This is a genomic window from Arthrobacter sp. cf158, assembly GCF_900106835.1.
GTDB lineage: Bacteria > Actinomycetota > Actinomycetes > Actinomycetales > Micrococcaceae > Arthrobacter.
Genome location: NZ_FNNR01000016.1, coordinates 1 through 15,181, shown reverse-complemented (window position 1 = coordinate 15,181; position 15,181 = coordinate 1). Strand labels below are relative to the sequence as shown.

Below are 15,181 nucleotides of genomic sequence, written 5' to 3'. Positions count from 1 at the left end.
TGACGCTCAAAGGCTCGACGTCGGCACTCGCCTGAGTGCCGACGTCGAGTTCGTTTCAACGTGCGTCAGTCGTCCGCGTCCGGGTACTCGTCCTCGTCGTCGTACCGGCCGGATTCTTCTACTTCCACCTCGAGGATCTTGAGCAGCTCCGTATCCGGATTCAGCATGATGGCTGCCTCGTCGCGGCGGTGCTGCAGCACGGTGTCCAGGTAGGACTGCACGGTCTCTGCCAACGGGACGTACCTGTCCTGCTTCTGGCTCATGTACCAGCGGTGCTCCAGGACTTCGTGGACCACTTCTGCCGGCTCCAGCTTCCCGGCCAAATGACGCGGAATGGAACGCACAATAGGCTCGAAGATCTGGCTGACCCAAATGTGCGCGCTGATTTCCTCATCCAGGTCCGGGTTGTTGTCAGCCCGGAACTGGTCCATGTCGTTAAGGAGCCTGCGCGCTTGGTTTTCCTGGGCGTCCAGGCCGGTAAGGCGCAGCAGACGGCGCTGGTGATGGCCGGCGTCCACCACTTTTGGCTGGAGCTGGATGGTGGAGCCGTCCGCCGTGGTCTTGATGGCGTATTCCTCCACGTCGAAGCCCAACTCGTTCAGGCGGCGGATGCGCGCCCCCACGCGCCAGCGTTCGCCGAGTTCGAAGGATTCCTTTTCCGTGAGTTCGGTCCAGAGCCTGCGGTAGCTGTCCATGATCAGCTCGCTGGTGGCAACAGGGTCCACCTTCTCCTCGATGAGCCCGCCGTCCAGCAGATCCATGAGTTCGCCGGCGATGTTCACACGGGCGATCTCAAGATCGTATTCGCGCTGGCCCATGGACAGGTCCGGGTAGAGCTCACCGGTTTCAGCGTCCACCAGATAGGCGGCGAAGGCGCCGGCGTCGCGACGGAACAGGGTGTTGGACAGGGAGACATCGCCCCAGTAGAAACCAACCAGGTGCAACCGGACAAGAAGCAACGCCTGGGCGTCGATCAGGCGCGTCAGGGTGTCCTTGCGGAGCATCTGGGAGAACAATGCGCGGTATGGCATGGAGAATTTCAGGTGCCGGGTGACCAGCACCGGATTGAGGGGCCTGCCGTCCGCGGTGGTGCGCCCGGTGATGACGGCCACCGGCTCCACGCAGGGCACGTCCAGCCGCGCCAGCTTCCGGAGCATGTGGTACTCATGGCGTGCCACGTGCTCGGAGGTTTCCTTGATGGCAATCACCGAACCGCCAAGGTGCGCAAAACGCACGATGTGCCGGGAAATACCGCGGGGGAGCGCGGCAAGGTTCTCAGCAGGCCAGTCCTCCAAGGCAATGTGCCACGGCAAATCCAGCAGCTCCGGATCGGCCGCGGCGGCCGTAATGTTAAGGGACCCGATGACGCTGGCCGGCGGCGCAGTGTCCTGCGCGCTGGCGGCTTCAGTGCGGGGGAGCTTGCCGATCTGCCCGTAGTCGGTGGGTTCGTCGTGCCACTGGGCTTCGTTTTGCTCGCTCATGCCTCAATTGTTCCGTACTTGGAGTCCGGGGCACCTATCGCGCCAGCAAAGGGGTACTCCGGCTTCGCTGACCATTCCACATCGGGCGCTTCCTGGAAGACGACACCCTGCTTGGCGAGCCGCTCACCCAAGGCGCCCAGCCGACGTCGGAAGTCGCCGGTGTTGCGGACTTCCGGGCCGGACCAAGCGACTTCGGCCAAGGAAACAGCACGAGGGTACAGGAGCCATTGGGCCTGGTGGTTGTCGCGGATGGTCTCGGACCACAGTGCGCCTTCGATGCCCAGGATCTGGTGGTCTTCAAGGCCGCCCTGGGCCGGGTCCCAGTTGTAGTACTCGGACCACGTGAAGGGCCCGCCTTCCACCCATTCGAGCCCGACGGGGCTGTCCGATGCGTACTTCTGGTCCAGGTAGGTGTTGGCCGCGGGGGACATGATCACCTGTGAACCTGCCTGTTCTGCCTGCTTCACCACGGGGGCGAAATCGCCGTGCCAGTACTGGATCACGGCCCCTTCAGGAAGCTCGACGGCGGCGAACTCGTTCCAGCCCACCACGGCCTTGCCGGTTTCAGCGCCGATCCGGACGAACTGCTGGACCATGGTCACGTAGTCATCGTGCCCGGTGACATGGGCTTCGTCGCCGCCAATGTGGAGATACGGTCCCACCGTGATGGCGGCAAGCTGCCCCAGGACTTCACGGACGAACTCGTAGGTGGCCGGCAGGTCAGCGGTCAGGGTTGACCAGCCCACCTCCGAGGTGGTGCTCATGGGCTTCGCCTGGCCATCGGGATTGAGCTGTGGAATAGCGGCGAGGGCGGCGTTGACATGACCGGGGAGGTCGATTTCCGGAATCACCAGAACGTTCTTGGTGGCGGCGTAGGCCTGGATGTCCAGGAAGTCCTGCTGGGTGTAGAAGCCATGCCGTCCGCGCGCGGGGACCGCGGTGGGCACCTCCACGGCGCCCTCCCCGCCGATCTCCGTCAGCTTGCCGTAGGCCAAGCCGGACGGGTTGTCTTCCGGCTGGTGGATTTCGATGCGCCACGATTGGTCATCCGTGAGGTGCAGGTGCAGGGCATTCAGCTTGAACTGCGTCATGACGTCGATCTGCTCCTTCACCTCTTCCACTGTGAAGAAGTTGCGGGCAACGTCCAGCATGAGGCCCCGGTACGCGAAGCGCGGGGCGTCCGCAATGTCGACGGCGGGAATCACCCATGTGCCTGGCGTGCCGGTGCCCTCAATGGCCGCAGGGAACAGCTGCCGGAGCGTCTGCACTCCGTTGAAGAGTCCCGCCCCGGTGGAGGCTGTGAGCCCAACCCCATCCTCGGTGACGCCGAGCGCGTACGCTTCCGGGCCGCCGTCGAACGTGTCCACCAACGCAAGGGAAATATCGCCGGGGCGTGCGTCCTCAACGATGGGCAGATCAAAACCGGTGCCACGGCGCAGGAGCGCTGCGAGCTGTTCTGCGACGGGAGCTGCTGCGTCACCGGCGGCGATCCGCGCGTCAGGTGCAAGCGTGAAAGCGGGTCCGTCCACGAGTGCGACGTGGGACGGACGGGGGATCAGGTTATCTGTGGTGTTCATGCCGTTCTTTCGCCGGAGTTAGGTTAACGTGAGAGCGGCCCGACCGGGAAGGGTCGGGCCGCTATCAAACTGCGGAACGTACAGACGCGTCAGCGCCGGGGACTAGTCGCCCAGGCGCAGGCCCGTCTTCGTGTCGAACAGGTGCACGTGGCCGGACTGCGGACGAACGAAGATGGACTCACCCTTCATCGGAGGGCGGCGACCGTCGACGCGTGCAACGATGTCGTGGCTCTTGCCATCAAGGATGGTGTGGCCGTAGACGTAGGCGTCGGCGCCGAGTTCTTCCACCACATCAACCTCAACCTGGAGGCCTTCGCCGTTGCCGACGGTCTCGAGGTCTTCCGGACGGGAACCAACGGTGACGGTCTGGCCGTGAGCCTCTTCGAGGACGTCGCGCGGCACGGGGTAAACCGTTCCGCCGAACTGGACGCCGCCGTCGACGACCGGCAGTTCAAGCAGGTTCATGGCCGGGGAGCCGATGAAGCCTGCAACGAAGACGTTCTGCGGGCGGTCGTAGAGGTTGCGCGGGGTGTCAACCTGCTGCAGCAGGCCGTCCTTCAGCACAGCCACGCGGTCACCCATGGTCATGGCCTCGACCTGGTCGTGCGTCACGTAAACCGTGGTGACGCCCAGGCGGCGGGTCAGGGATGCGATCTGCGTACGGGTCTGGACGCGGAGCTTGGCGTCAAGGTTGGAGAGCGGCTCATCCATGAGGAAGACCTGGGGGTTACGGACGATTGCACGGCCCATGGCAACACGCTGGCGCTGACCACCGGAGAGTGCCTTCGGCTTGCGGTCCAGGTACTGCTCAAGGTCAAGGAGCTTGGCAGCTTCGCGAACACGCTCGGCGCGCTCTTCCTTGGAAACGCCGGCGATCTTCAGGGCGAAGCCCATGTTGTCCGCAACAGTCATGTGCGGGTAAAGAGCGTAGTTCTGGAACACCATGGCGATGTCGCGGTCCTTCGGCGGAACGTCCGTGACGTCGCGGTCACCAATCAGAATGCGGCCGGCGTTCACGTCCTCAAGACCTGCGAGCATGCGCAGCGAGGTGGACTTACCGCAACCGGAGGGTCCAACGAGGACCAGGAATTCGCCATCGGCGATGTCGATGTTGAGTTTATCGACGGCGGGCTTATCTGTGCCCGGGTACAGACGCGTAGCGTTATCAAAAGTAACTGTAGCCACAGTTATCAATCCCTTCACCGGCAGGTACGTGCCGGACGATCCGTTGTGAATGGTTCATTTTCTTCAGTTGAACTCCCCGGCCAGTGGCCGGGGAGGATCGTGTGACGTCGCACGGTACTGTGCGTCACATCACATCCAAGAGTATGTCAGACTTTTTGACTAACCACCTAAATGTTACGAACGTCACATGTTGCGTCTGTCACCCGCTAAGTCTGTGCGGTGACCCGCCGGCGCTCCCGCAGCAACGCTTCCAGCAGCTCTGCCACGTGAACGGGCGCCTCCACCCGATACGGCGCTTGTGTGAAGTCCAGGCCCACTTTGATGCCAACATCGTCGCCCATCAGCCGCCCCAGCGCGTCCTCGTCAGTCACGTCATCACCCGCGAACAGGATTGCTGTGGCGCCGGTAGCCTGCCGAAGGAACTCCACGGCTTCACCCTTGGATGCGTGGACCACCGAGGTCTCCAGTACGCGCTTGCCCGTCTTCAGGTAGACACCAGGATGCTCGCGCAACACCCGAGTGGCGGCCTCGACGGCGTCTTCCGCGACGTCGTCATCGGCCAACCTGGTGTGAAGGACGACGCCGGCCGGTTTGTCTTCGAGCAAGGTCCCCGGAGCGATGTTCACGATTTCCATCAGGACCTCGCGGACGGCGGCCAGCTTTTCGCGCTGTTCCTGGTCCAGTTCCAGGCCCACAGATCCCTCCCCGAGCCAGACTTCGGCCCCGTGACTGCCAATTAGCAGCGTGTCCTTGGGAGGCGAGGCGACCAGCCGCAGACTGTCCAATGCCCTGCCCGAGATAAGCGCCGTCGTCGTGCGTGGCAGTTCGGCGAGGGCCTCCAAAGCCTCGGCGGAGCGAGGAAGGGGACGGGCGTCCTCGGCGCGGTCCACGATCGGAGAGAGGGTGCCGTCGAAATCGAGGGCCACCAAAAGGTGTTCCGTGCCGGCGATGCGCCGAACGGCCTCCAGTAGTTCCGGCGAAAGTGACAGATTCTCAGCTGTCATCGCGCACCACCTTTTCCTCCAGGGCGGCCAGGAACTCAGCCGACCAATGATCGACGTCGTGATCCAGGATCTGCTTGCGCATCAGCTTCATTCGGCGGCGTGCTTCCTTGGGGGAGAGGTTGATGGCGCGCAGGATGGTGGACTTGAGGCCGTCGATGTCGTGCGGGTTAATCAGAAGCGCCTGCTTAAGCTGATCGGCAGCGCCGGCGAACTCGCTCAGGACCAGTGCGCCGTCGTCCTCCGACCGGGCTGTGACGTATTCCTTGGCCACCAGGTTCATGCCATCGCGCAGCGCCGTCACCAACATGACGTCCGCCGCAAGGTACATCGCCACCATTTCCTCCACCGGGTAGCTGTGGTGCAGGTAACGGACGGCCGTGTTCTGGATGGTGTCGTAGGTGCCGTTGATGTGGCCTACGGTGCCTTCGATTTCCTCACGTAACAGCCGGTACTGCTCCACGCGCTCGCGGCTGGGGCTTGCCACCTGGATGAGCGTGGCATCCTCTACCTTGATGTGCCCGTCTGCCAGGAGTTCCTCGAACGCCTTCAGCCGGTGCCGGATGCCCTTGGTGTAATCCAGCCGGTCCACGCCCAGGAGGATGGTCTTGGGGTTGCCCAGATCCTTGCGGATTTGCTGGGCCCGCTCAATGATGTCCGGCCTCGCGGCGAGCTCACGGATCTGCGCGACGTCAATGGAAATAGGGAACGCCTGCGCCCTCGCGATGTGCGTCACCTCCCCGTCCGGACCCTTGACATGGACTTGCTGCTGCTTGACGCTGGCGCCCAGGAAGCGGCGCGCGGAACGCATGAAGTTGCCGGCATCGCTGGGGCGCTGGAAGCCCAGGAGGTCCGCGCCGAGCAGGCCATCGATGATCTCCCGGCGCCAGGGCAGCTGGGCGAAGATCTCCGGGGGAGGGAACGGGATGTGGTTGAAGAAGCCAATCTTGAGGTCCGGCCTTGCTTCGCGCAGCAGTCTCGGAACCAGTTGGAGCTGGTAGTCCTGGACCCAGACCGTGGCGCCGTCCGCTGCGTGGCGGGCGACGGCGTCGGCGAACTTCCGGTTGACCTTCCGGTACGAATCCCACCACGTGCGGTGGAACTCCGGCGGGGCAATGACGTCATGGTAGAGCGGCCAAATGGTCGCGTTGGAGAAGCCCTCGTAGAACAGCTCCACGTCATCGCTGCTCAACTGGACCGGGATAAGGTCCATGCCCTCGTGGCTGAATGGGCGCACAGTCTCGTCCGGGGCGCCATGCCAACCCACCCATGCGCCGTCGGACTTTGTCATCATCGGCGCAAGCGCCGTGACCAGTCCGCCGGGCGAGCGACGCCATCCGCTTTCTTCGTTGTCATCGCTGATGCGGTCAACGGGCAACCTGTTGGAGACCACCATGAAGTCGAACTTGGTTGCCGTGGGCTTCTTGACGGGAGAAGCCCGGACGCCGTCTTCGGTCTTGAGTTTTTCGCTTGCCAAATCCTGCATTAATGCTCCCTGGGGTTGCTGTGACTCAACTCCCAGCCTACCGGCGGAATCTTCACGTGCAGTTGATCGTTCAACAACCGGGCAAGAGGGTCTGCGGCAGATCTTCAAGTTTGCTCCCGTAAACTGACCCCGTTGCCCTAGCTATGCACTATGACGTCGAGTACCCCGAGGAACTGATGAGCCCCGCAAACGAACCACGCCTGTCCAAGGCTGAACGCACCGCCCAGGCACGGGAGAAAGCGCGCGAAATCCGCGAAGCCCAGCTGAAGAAGGATAAGCGCAACAAGCTTCTGGTTGGCTGGGGCATTGTGGTGGCCGTGGTGCTCATCATCGCTGTGGTGGCGTTTGTGGTTGTGGGCAATATTCAGAACAACGCGCCCGTGGCCGATCAGGGCCCCACGCCGGCCAACGGCAACGTCCACGGCGGCGTGACGCTGCTGGCCAACACCGAAGTGGTGAAGTCTGAGCCCGCCACCGTCAACGTGGCAGACGTTCCCTCGCCGGCAGCCACCAAGCCGGCAACCGTCACGGTTCCCGGTGGCGAAGCCGAAGCCGGCAAGCCGGTCAAGGTTGTTGCCTACATCGACTTCATCTGCCCGGTCTGCGAGCGATTCGAGACCACCTACGGAGAGTCCCTCACTAACCTCCGTAACGAAGGAAAAATCTCGCTGGAATACCGGCCGCTGGGATTCCTGGACCAGCAGTCCACCACCAACTACTCTTCCCGGGCAGCCAACGCAGCTGCTTGCGTTGTGAACACCTCGCCCGAGAAGTACGCCGAATTCTTCAACCTGCTCTTTGAGCGTCAGCCGGCCGAAGGCAGCGCCGGTATCTCCGATAAGGACCTGAAGGCCATGGCCACCGAGGTCGGTGCGGCCAACATTGACAGCTGCGTCGACAGCAAACAGTTCCGCCCCTGGGTGAAGGTGGCCACGCAGGAAGCTGCGGCCATCGGCATCACAGGCACCCCGACTGTGTTCATCGATGGCAAGCAGTGGGATGGCAGCACCGACCTGAACGCTGAGATCCAGACGGCGATCACCGCCAAGGGCTAACGCGAAAGAACGTACGACGGCGGCCGGTCACCTTTTCGATGAGGTGGCCGGCCGCTGTTGTTGGGGATGGGGCTTGGCTGGTTTGGCCGGCGGGGCTGGTTTGGCAGAAGGGGCTCGGGGCTGGGGTGAATTTCCGTGACGGGGATGGTCTGGGCTACCCTTATCTAGCGCTGTTTTGGCAGCGCGGTCCAGCGCGTTTTTCGCGTATGGCCCTGCGCGTTTTCGCGCGTGCCTCCTTAGCTCAGTTGGCCAGAGCACCGCTCTTGTAAAGCGGGGGTCGTCGGTTCGAATCCGACAGGGGGCTCCACGAACCCCTCCATACCGGCGATTTTGCCGGGGATGGAGGGGTTTTTTGTGTCTGAAAGGCAGGGCACTACACGTTTACAGCACGGGAGAGCAGGTTGCTGTTCCAGTAGCTCGTCCGATCCACAGGGCGTTCCCGGCGTCAGGTCTGTGACTTGCGGCGCCGGTGGCTTCTCTGAAGACTGGGAGCCGAGTACGGGCCGAGGCCCGTTGAGTGTCTAGCTTTGGGGGAGCGGAAATGCTGGGACATAGAATGCATGCGTGGCGGCGGCCTTTGTGGCCGGTTACTTTGGCCATCGTCGTGGCAGATCTCGTCGTGTGGTTCCTGCTGATCAACGGCGTCACCGGTGGTGACCCAACCCTTGGGAATTTCGCGTTTGTAGTGACGATTGCCTGGCTTGTTCTGGGGGAGTTCATCGGCCAAGCTCCAGGCCAGAAGAGCCGTAGACCAAGAGCTCAAAGCCTGAGCATTCGGGCCGGCATGAGGGACACAATTGCTTTGGTGTGAGGCCAAGGAGCCTCGAGCACCCTGAGACAGCTTTACGTCCTCTGCGGTGCGTGTTCCGGCGTCCTGGCCGGTCAGCGAAGGCGTCCAGGGCTGCGATGATGTCGGGAGCCACCCAGACGCGGGTGCCGCGGATTTTGCATTTGTATGCCGGAGTCAATCCGACCTTCAATACAGAACCATCTGGCCTTAAATACGGCGATGGAGGCGAGAGTAATGGGTGCGACCCCTTCAGCACCCCCGGCTGTGCAGGTGTCGACGACGTGCCGTATCCGCAGAACACGGGTTCAAACTCCTGCGCCTTCGGCTTGTTTATGGCGGGTGTAGGTCCGATGTTGCCGGGACCGGGCGGGTTGCCGCAGTAGGGGGTGTGTCAGCTGTAATAGGGTGCCTCATCAAAGGACTACCTGAGAGACGGAATGACATGAGAGGTACACATGCGCAAGATTTTTAGCCTTTCCTGGCCGCAAATCATATTGGTCTTGGTTATCGCAGGGACGGTCTTGACTGTCCCAGAATTGACGTTCCTGCGCTTCTTCCTTGCTGGACTGCTTATTGGTGTCGCAGCACTGGGCGTCAGCATGAAACTAACACGTCCCAAGACAGATCCTGAGCACGGTCCGACCAGCCGCTCATAAAGCCAATGAGGCCGACACCGGATCTAGCCCAGCCTCGACTCATGGGTAACGGCCCTCTCGTTCACCCACCAGGCCCTCCACCGGTGGCGCAGAACAGACACAGCTCGCTACACGGGTGAGGAGAGGGTCAACAGGCCAGTGAAGTGGACTCATGATTCGAAGAAGCGAATCAGGGACACCATCTGCCAGCTGGGAGGCCAAGTCCTTGACTTGGTGCAGGGGGGGGCGAGATAACAGAGAGTAAATTGGTGCGGAACTCAAGGACCGCCAACGCGGACGAACTTTACGCTACCGCCCGGTGTCGTCAGCAAGAGCGTTTCGTTAGCGAGCCAGTACGCAGGGGAGGCGAGAAGGAAATCCGATGCGGCTCGTTCCTTGACTGCTATGGCTTCCGGGCAGGCCATTGCACCCACGACCATTTTGGATTGCTCAAGATGCAGATGGGTGGCAGTAACCGTAGCCGGTGAAGAGAACCCGTTGCAGGGAGTCGTCATCGACATCAGCATCGAACCGGCCTGGCGCTCCAGTGTTAGCGTGGCCGGCTCAGCTGTAACCCAGGCCATTGTTCCCGTGCCCTCAACGCTCTTGAATGTGCCACAGGCAAGGGTGCTCTCCGAGGGTGACGTACATTCTGGCCCCGGCAGGGCGGTTGCAGTTGGAACCAATGATGAAGTGGTCTGCGGGCTCTCCGGTGCTTGACTAAGTGCTGAGGTTCCAGGGGAAGGATTCACTGTCTGCCCGCAAGCAGACAGTGCAAAGCAACTCACTAGTATGCCCCACATCCAGGCGCGCACTTTCCAACCCATTTGCCCGCCCTCCACTGATCAATTCCAGCAATGCTATGCCCACGCCCGATCCGGCGGGTAAAGAATCGGAACGTCTGAATGAACAACGGCCGCCGAGCCGGAATGGCGTCACCGGGCCGGCAGCATGCCAGCAGAGTGGACGCGTACGCGGCTTTCGAACAGCCCCAGAGTGAGAGATCCAATGTGCCGGCGCAGCCTGACCAACTCCTTCATGGGAACTCATAGCTCGCTTATCGAGCGCCCCGTTGACTTCGCCCATGGGTTCCGCATGCGATGCGGGAACTGTCAGACGAACAATTGGCTCAGTGAAGAAGACTGCCAGTCGAGCCCGGATGCCGCGCTATCCGGGGCAGGCTCGAACGGTTATCCTTGCCAAAACTGTTGGTGCCCGGCTCGCTCCATTGATGGACTGACATCCCGCCGTGGGTCTGCTCCGTGAAGGAGGTAGTGGTTGTGACGGACTACGATGTGCTTGCCGAGGTTTACGAATGGCTCATCTCGGATGCAAAGTTGCCTCCCGCCGAGTTCGCTGCGTCGTTCGATGACGTCCTCAGCCTCCTGCCGTCGAACGCTCACGTCCTCGACTGTTCGTGCGGAACAGGACAGTTGGCGGTTGGACTCGCCGGCCGTGGCATGCAGGTTGACGCAACTGACGCCAGCGAAGCGATGGTTCGCCGGACTTCTGAGTTGTCTGGGGAGTTCGGGGCATCCGTCCGGGCCGTGCGGGCGAACTGGGAAGAGTTGCCCGACCACTTCGAGGACGACACCTTCGACATGGTGTTCTGCGTTGGCAACTCGCTTCACCATGCCGTGGGCGCGAAAGGCAGGGGTGCTGCTCTGGAGTCGATGTCACGGCTTCTGCGCCCGGGCGGGCGCTTGGTGCTCACATCCCGCACTTGGGAACGCGTGAGGGCAAGAGGTTCCCGGCTGGACATCTGGGACCGACTCGTCCGCCGGGACGGCCGCGATGCCGTCGTGGTCTACCGCTGGGAGATCGCGCCGGATTGGGAGGATGAGCACCACATCGAGATTGCGATCGCCCAAGTTGATGCGACGGGGCTGGTTCTTGTCCGCTCGGAGCGGCTGTCCTGCTGGCCCTACCGGTACGAGGAACTCGAAGTCGAGCTGCACCGAGCCGGACTCCGGACGGAAATGAGCACGTTCGATCTTGAGGCCGAGAACTACATGGTGGTCGCGAGCAAGGTATAGGCACCGGACTCTCGATGGACCTTCGGGATGGCGGGCCCCAGCGGGACTGACGAAGGCCATGTCATGATCTTCAAGGGCTCTTGGAGGCTGAAGTCCAGGGTGTTGTTCTCGATGACGGGGAGCGGTTCCGCGTCCGAGGCAGGCCGTCCAGGGCACCTAAGCACGGGTTAAAACCAGCACGATGATGGCGGCACCGATCAGGATGGCGCCGGCGCCAACTACCGCCAGCATTCCTTGGCTCGGTCGGGCCGCAACTCTGTCTCCTACCGTGCCGAATGTGGATCGCTGCGCTCCGGACATGAGCTTGGCCAGGGAGGCACGGTGAGTGATCATGAGGACCCCAATGATCACTCCGATGCCCCCGGCTACAACAACAAGAATTTTCTCCACGGATCCTCATACCCCCAGGTGCATCAGGTGAATCACTACGAAGCAACGAGCCTACGCAAGAACTACCGCGGTGATGGCCTCCGCGCTACTTTCCGGCGAGTTCGGCTGGCCGGTGGCGGAGGGTCTTGGCGATGATGAGCGGGCCCGGTTCGAACGTCAGGGACGACAGGTCGACGTCGGGCATTTCTGCGAAGTCCCGAGGCATCTCTCGGAATGGGCGGATTATGGGCACCTAGCGTGAGTTTTCCGGCGTCGTGCCCGGTCGGCGAAAGCATCCAAAGGTGTCGATGTAGCTGGCGTCAGGCAGGGGGGCGTTGTTGCTATTGTCCGGGACTAGATGTTGTCCCAACTGATTGCTTCATACAGTTTGACCACATCGCGTGCTGCTGTCGCATCATAGGAGGCAAGCCCACCGATTTTGCGGACAGGTGCAACGCCAACAGAATTGGCGACAAAAGCTCCGACGAATCCGGACACCTCATCCAGCATCACGGGCCGTCGGCGGACTTTCGTCGCCGTACCTTCGAGGGCCTCGTCCAGGAGCTGCCACGTGATTCCGTGCAAGGACGGAGCCGATGGCCAGATGATCCGCTCGTTGCTGTCGATGAAACCAATGTTCGCGATGCTGGTCTCGGAGATCTCGCCGTCCGGTGTGGTCAGCAGCGCATCATCGAAGCCTTGGTTCCTTGCCAGCCGGCCGCAGTAGAGCTGGCCGAAGCTGCCGACATGCTTGATGTGTGCGACGGGGCGCTGGTAGACAACAGGAACGACGCTGACCGCTGCCGACGGCGGGTCGACCGGGTCGCGTAGTACCGTCATGATGCGGACTACCCCCGGATCGGTCTCGAACAGTGTCACTCGAAGGTACGAGTCCGGCGTCCCGAGCGTGGCTTGCTGGATATGGTTCACGATGGTGGCCGGGTCAATGGTTGTTCCGAACAGTTCGGTGTGCGATAGCTGCAACCTATTGATGTGCTTGGTCAAACCGCGGACTTGTCCGCTGCGGATCTGCATAGCGGTGAAATGGCCGTAGTTCACCATAGCGAGCTGTGCCAGAGTGTCATCTGGAACCACCACCCCGTCGACTCGTATACGAACGTGTTCAGTCATTCTTGAGCCCATGCCGGATCGGTGCCAACGGATAGTTTTATCCCCATCGGATGGAGCCTACCTGAGTCGGTTGGGCAGAGGCCTGCAGTGTCAGCACGTGCCGCGCGGTCAGAAGCAGGGGCTCGTAGGATGGTGTGACGACCACGGCCTGAAGGGGGACCATGACGCTTGGATTTGCCGTCGTAGGGGCGTTCCTGATGGTCAGCGGCCTGGCATGGACCTTATGATAGCCAGCCACGGAGTCCGGCTACCGCATTCTGTGAGGCGTTCGTGGCACCCAGATGTACGGCAGCAGGGCCGTCACAGCCCGCGGGCAGGCGCGCTCGCTTTCTGCCGTAGTTGCATCAGACCGGCGATGGTGAGTCCGGCGGTGAGTACAAGGGTGGCCACCCACAGCGTGAGGCCGGCCAGGTCGTGGATGGCCATCTGGGGGAGTCGTCGATCCGGCACAGCAACGACGCCGATGAACGCGCCAACCAGGCCGAAGTAGCTGCCGGTCATAAAGCGCTGATGCGCCCGGATATTGCCGCGGCGGACGGTCACAAGGCCCATCGTCAGGGTGCAGAACGTCAGCACGGACAAGGCATGGAGCCAATTGAAGCCGCCGTCGATGGTTCGGATCCCGAAGGAGGTGAGGACCACGATGTACATGGCCACCGCCCAGATGCGCCCCAGGATTTTGTGCGCTGCGTTGCCCTTGTTGCGGCGGAGCAGGTTCACGGCGCCGAAGATCAGGGCGTAACCCGCTGCGATGGCATGCAGAGCGATAAGGAAGGTCCACGGCGAAGGCATATGGCCAGCCTAGCGAGTGGGATGGCGACTATCCGGCTGCTGCGGCAGTCCATTCTGCACGGGATCAGGGGCAGCTCAGCGTTCCTGTGAGAGCCTGACCGGTCCAGGCGTTGATGGAGTTGGGAACCTTGTAGTAGCCGCGGATTTGGTACGTCCACGTCCCGGACAGGCTGCTCACGCTTTGGACTCCCGAGCTGTAGGACTTTCCGGACGCCTTGCTCATGTCGCCGGTGAACTGTACGACGCCGTCGGGGTCGATGATCTTCAGCTCGTGGTAATTCGCGTAGGGGACAGCAGTGAAGGCGCCGACGCTGATCTTTGCCTGGCCGAACCACAGGAACGAATCACAGGACTTGGTGACGGTGACAGTGTTGGCTGCAGGGGCCGGGATCCGGGCCGCAGCGACGGCCATCGCACCAGTTTCGGTGTCGTTGAACCTGGCGTGAGCGGGTGAAACCTGGACCCCCATCAACAGGAGCACTGCGGCCAGGATGATGACCGGTGCCTGCCAGATGATGCCCTTGCCCTGCATTGCGCGTTCCGTCCCGGTTGAGTGGTTGTTCCGCTTCCCAGTGTCCCCAACCGGCCTCAGGAAAGACCTTGGTGAACAATCAAGGTCCGCTCAAGAGTGGAAGAAACCACGACGACGGGTAAGCCGGGTGTGTGCCGCCCTGATGAGATCGGTCCGGGATGCCACGCAGCGGTCGGTGGTCTGCCGCAGGGTGGGAAGGGCATGGGCAGCATCGTCAAAATGGTCTTCCCGAATCATTGATTCCATGGCCCGGCACTGGTGCTCTGTTTCCACGGCGCCCACCATGGCGGAGCTGATCCTCAGACTCAGGAGGGCCGTCGTCGTCTCTTCAGCGTCGTGTTCATCCAAGGCATGAACGATCCGGTCGACCCGTTGGGGGAGCATGGCGATGTACTTGGACAAGAAACGCAGCGCAGGTGCAGGGTTTCCCAGTTCCTCGGCAAGGGACTGAAGCCTGCCAAGGTCCAGCTCGCCGGAGTTACGCTTTGACTTCATCGCCAGCCTCCATGGCGCCTTCCGGGGCTGTCTTGTTGGGGTTTTTGGTCCAGATGGAGGTGAGCATTCCGATGACCAGGATGGCGGGTGCGCCGTACATGAGGGTGTTCATGACCAGGGGTTCGCGGAGGGCGCGGATGGCGTTGCCGACGTAGGGGATGGTGGCGATTTGCTTGTCCACGGTTTTGCCTTGGAGGGTGGCGATCCAGGGGTCGATGCCGTTGTTGGCGTCGCCTTTGGTTTGGACGGCGATGCCGCCGTCGGCGGTGGTGGTGATGTTGGTGATGCGGTGGGTTTCGACGCGTTGGTCTTCGACGGGGATGTGGTAGGTGATGATGTCGCCTACTTTGACGTCGGTGATGGGGGTGGGGACGGTGACGACGACGTCGCCTGGGTTGATCAGTGGGGCCATGGAGCCGGTGAGCATGGTGGAGGTTTGGTAGCCGAGGATGCGGGGGCCGATGGCCAGGAAGAGGAACACCAGGGCGGCCAGGATCAGCATGCCGGCGCCGATGCCCTTGGCGGTTTTGCCGGCTATCCGGCGGAAGGCGCCGGCTGTGGGGGCTGCTTCAGCGGGGGTTTCGACGGCGGCGGGCTGGGTCTTGACCCCGACGGC

At 62.2% G+C, this 15,181-nt stretch carries 15 protein-coding genes and 1 tRNA gene; 4 read left to right on the top strand and 12 right to left on the bottom strand.

Going from position 1 to position 15,181, the window contains the following annotated elements; translation table 11 throughout:
• Nucleotides 1-65: 65 nt before the first annotated feature.
• The 5 genes from BLW08_RS22570 to BLW08_RS22550 all read right to left on the bottom strand — a co-directional run bounded on the left by BLW08_RS22570 (nucleotide 66) and on the right by BLW08_RS22550 (nucleotide 6,730).
• On the bottom strand, nucleotides 66-1,481 hold the full coding sequence (locus BLW08_RS22570; protein WP_090826285.1) for a DUF4032 domain-containing protein: 1,416 nt from the start codon (nucleotides 1,479-1,481) through the stop codon (nucleotides 66-68).
• Nucleotides 1,478-3,058, bottom strand: coding sequence for a beta-N-acetylhexosaminidase (locus BLW08_RS22565; RefSeq protein ID WP_091328345.1), 1,581 nt, complete (start codon nucleotides 3,056-3,058; stop codon nucleotides 1,478-1,480). The genes BLW08_RS22570 and BLW08_RS22565 overlap by 4 nt, the downstream gene beginning before the upstream one ends.
• 102 nt (nucleotides 3,059-3,160) lie before the next feature.
• The gene (locus BLW08_RS22560) at nucleotides 3,161-4,243 is read right to left on the bottom strand and encodes an ABC transporter ATP-binding protein (RefSeq protein WP_017199921.1); all 1,083 of its coding nucleotides are present in this window, start codon (nucleotides 4,241-4,243) and stop codon (nucleotides 3,161-3,163) included.
• Between the two features lie 206 nt (nucleotides 4,244-4,449).
• Entirely contained in the window at nucleotides 4,450-5,247 is a 798-nt protein-coding gene (otsB, locus tag BLW08_RS22555) for a trehalose-phosphatase (protein ID WP_090826290.1), read from the bottom strand.
• On the bottom strand, nucleotides 5,237-6,730 hold the full coding sequence (locus BLW08_RS22550; RefSeq protein WP_091328343.1) for an alpha,alpha-trehalose-phosphate synthase (UDP-forming): 1,494 nt from the start codon (nucleotides 6,728-6,730) through the stop codon (nucleotides 5,237-5,239). The genes otsB and BLW08_RS22550 overlap by 11 nt, the downstream gene beginning before the upstream one ends.
• Nucleotides 6,731-6,906: 176 nt before the next feature.
• On the opposite strand from BLW08_RS22550, the gene BLW08_RS22545 reads away from it, so the two are divergent.
• Both BLW08_RS22545 and BLW08_RS22540 read left to right on the top strand, forming a co-directional pair.
• Nucleotides 6,907-7,785: a DsbA family protein gene (locus BLW08_RS22545; RefSeq protein WP_175538817.1), complete on the top strand. Its 879-nt coding sequence runs from the start codon at nucleotides 6,907-6,909 to the stop codon at nucleotides 7,783-7,785.
• Between the two features lie 230 nt (nucleotides 7,786-8,015).
• A tRNA-Thr gene (locus BLW08_RS22540) sits at nucleotides 8,016-8,092 on the top strand.
• 1,396 nt (nucleotides 8,093-9,488) lie between these two features.
• Here BLW08_RS22540 and BLW08_RS24385 read toward each other — a convergent pair.
• Nucleotides 9,489-9,731: an META domain-containing protein gene (locus BLW08_RS24385; RefSeq protein ID WP_368086909.1), complete on the bottom strand. Its 243-nt coding sequence runs from the start codon at nucleotides 9,729-9,731 to the stop codon at nucleotides 9,489-9,491.
• Here BLW08_RS24385 and BLW08_RS23995 point away from each other — a divergent pair.
• Nucleotides 9,676-9,930, top strand: a complete 255-nt coding sequence (locus BLW08_RS23995) for a hypothetical protein (protein ID WP_175538811.1) — start codon at nucleotides 9,676-9,678, stop codon at nucleotides 9,928-9,930. The genes BLW08_RS24385 and BLW08_RS23995 overlap by 56 nt on opposite strands.
• A gap of 560 nt (nucleotides 9,931-10,490) precedes the next feature.
• Nucleotides 10,491-11,246, top strand: a complete 756-nt coding sequence (locus tag BLW08_RS22520) for a class I SAM-dependent methyltransferase (protein ID WP_090826329.1) — start codon at nucleotides 10,491-10,493, stop codon at nucleotides 11,244-11,246.
• 156 nt (nucleotides 11,247-11,402) lie between these two features.
• Here BLW08_RS22520 and BLW08_RS22515 read toward each other — a convergent pair whose 3' ends face one another.
• The 6 genes from BLW08_RS22515 to BLW08_RS22490 all read right to left on the bottom strand — a co-directional run.
• Nucleotides 11,403-11,636, bottom strand: coding sequence for a hypothetical protein (locus tag BLW08_RS22515; protein ID WP_175538814.1), 234 nt, complete (start codon nucleotides 11,634-11,636; stop codon nucleotides 11,403-11,405).
• 333 nt (nucleotides 11,637-11,969) lie between these two features.
• Nucleotides 11,970-12,746: an aminotransferase class IV gene (locus BLW08_RS22510; protein WP_175538813.1), complete on the bottom strand. Its 777-nt coding sequence runs from the start codon at nucleotides 12,744-12,746 to the stop codon at nucleotides 11,970-11,972.
• 300 nt (nucleotides 12,747-13,046) lie between these two features.
• A complete protein-coding gene (locus BLW08_RS22505) occupies nucleotides 13,047-13,538 on the bottom strand; it encodes a DUF2306 domain-containing protein (RefSeq protein ID WP_090826310.1) in 492 nt (163 codons plus the stop codon).
• A 64-nt stretch (nucleotides 13,539-13,602) separates the two neighbouring features.
• Nucleotides 13,603-14,070 carry a hypothetical protein gene (locus tag BLW08_RS22500; protein WP_090826314.1) on the bottom strand — a complete coding sequence of 156 codons (468 nt, stop codon included), beginning with the start codon at nucleotides 14,068-14,070 and terminating at the stop codon, nucleotides 13,603-13,605.
• Nucleotides 14,071-14,160: 90 nt separating this feature from the next.
• The gene (locus BLW08_RS22495; protein ID WP_175538812.1) at nucleotides 14,161-14,565 is read right to left on the bottom strand and encodes an Hpt domain-containing protein; all 405 of its coding nucleotides are present in this window, start codon (nucleotides 14,563-14,565) and stop codon (nucleotides 14,161-14,163) included.
• Nucleotides 14,549-15,181: signal peptidase I (locus BLW08_RS22490; protein WP_254780020.1), on the bottom strand; the 633-nt coding region annotated here is incomplete at its 5' end. The genes BLW08_RS22495 and BLW08_RS22490, both read right to left, overlap by 17 nt.

What these genes read in the sequence shown, in the direction of transcription:
- BLW08_RS22570 (WP_090826285.1), bottom strand. Translation starts at nt 1,481, where the DNA reads ATGAGCGAGCAAAACGAAGCCCAGTGGCACGACGAACCCACCGACTAC.
- BLW08_RS22565 (WP_091328345.1), bottom strand. Translation starts at nt 3,058, where the DNA reads ATGAACACCACAGATAACCTGATCCCCCGTCCGTCCCACGTCGCACTC.
- otsB (WP_090826290.1), bottom strand. Translation starts at nt 5,247, where the DNA reads ATGACAGCTGAGAATCTGTCACTTTCGCCGGAACTACTGGAGGCCGTT.
- BLW08_RS22550 (WP_091328343.1), bottom strand. Translation starts at nt 6,730, where the DNA reads ATGCAGGATTTGGCAAGCGAAAAACTCAAGACCGAAGACGGCGTCCGG.
- BLW08_RS22545 (WP_175538817.1), top strand. Translation starts at nt 6,907, where the DNA reads ATGAGCCCCGCAAACGAACCACGCCTGTCCAAGGCTGAACGCACCGCC.
- BLW08_RS24385 (WP_368086909.1), bottom strand. Translation starts at nt 9,731, where the DNA reads ATGTCGATGACGACTCCCTGCAACGGGTTCTCTTCACCGGCTACGGTT.
- BLW08_RS22510 (WP_175538813.1), bottom strand. Translation starts at nt 12,746, where the DNA reads ATGACTGAACACGTTCGTATACGAGTCGACGGGGTGGTGGTTCCAGAT.
- BLW08_RS22505 (WP_090826310.1), bottom strand. Translation starts at nt 13,538, where the DNA reads ATGCCTTCGCCGTGGACCTTCCTTATCGCTCTGCATGCCATCGCAGCG.
- BLW08_RS22500 (WP_090826314.1), bottom strand. Translation starts at nt 14,070, where the DNA reads ATGCAGGGCAAGGGCATCATCTGGCAGGCACCGGTCATCATCCTGGCC.
- BLW08_RS22495 (WP_175538812.1), bottom strand. Translation starts at nt 14,565, where the DNA reads ATGAAGTCAAAGCGTAACTCCGGCGAGCTGGACCTTGGCAGGCTTCAG.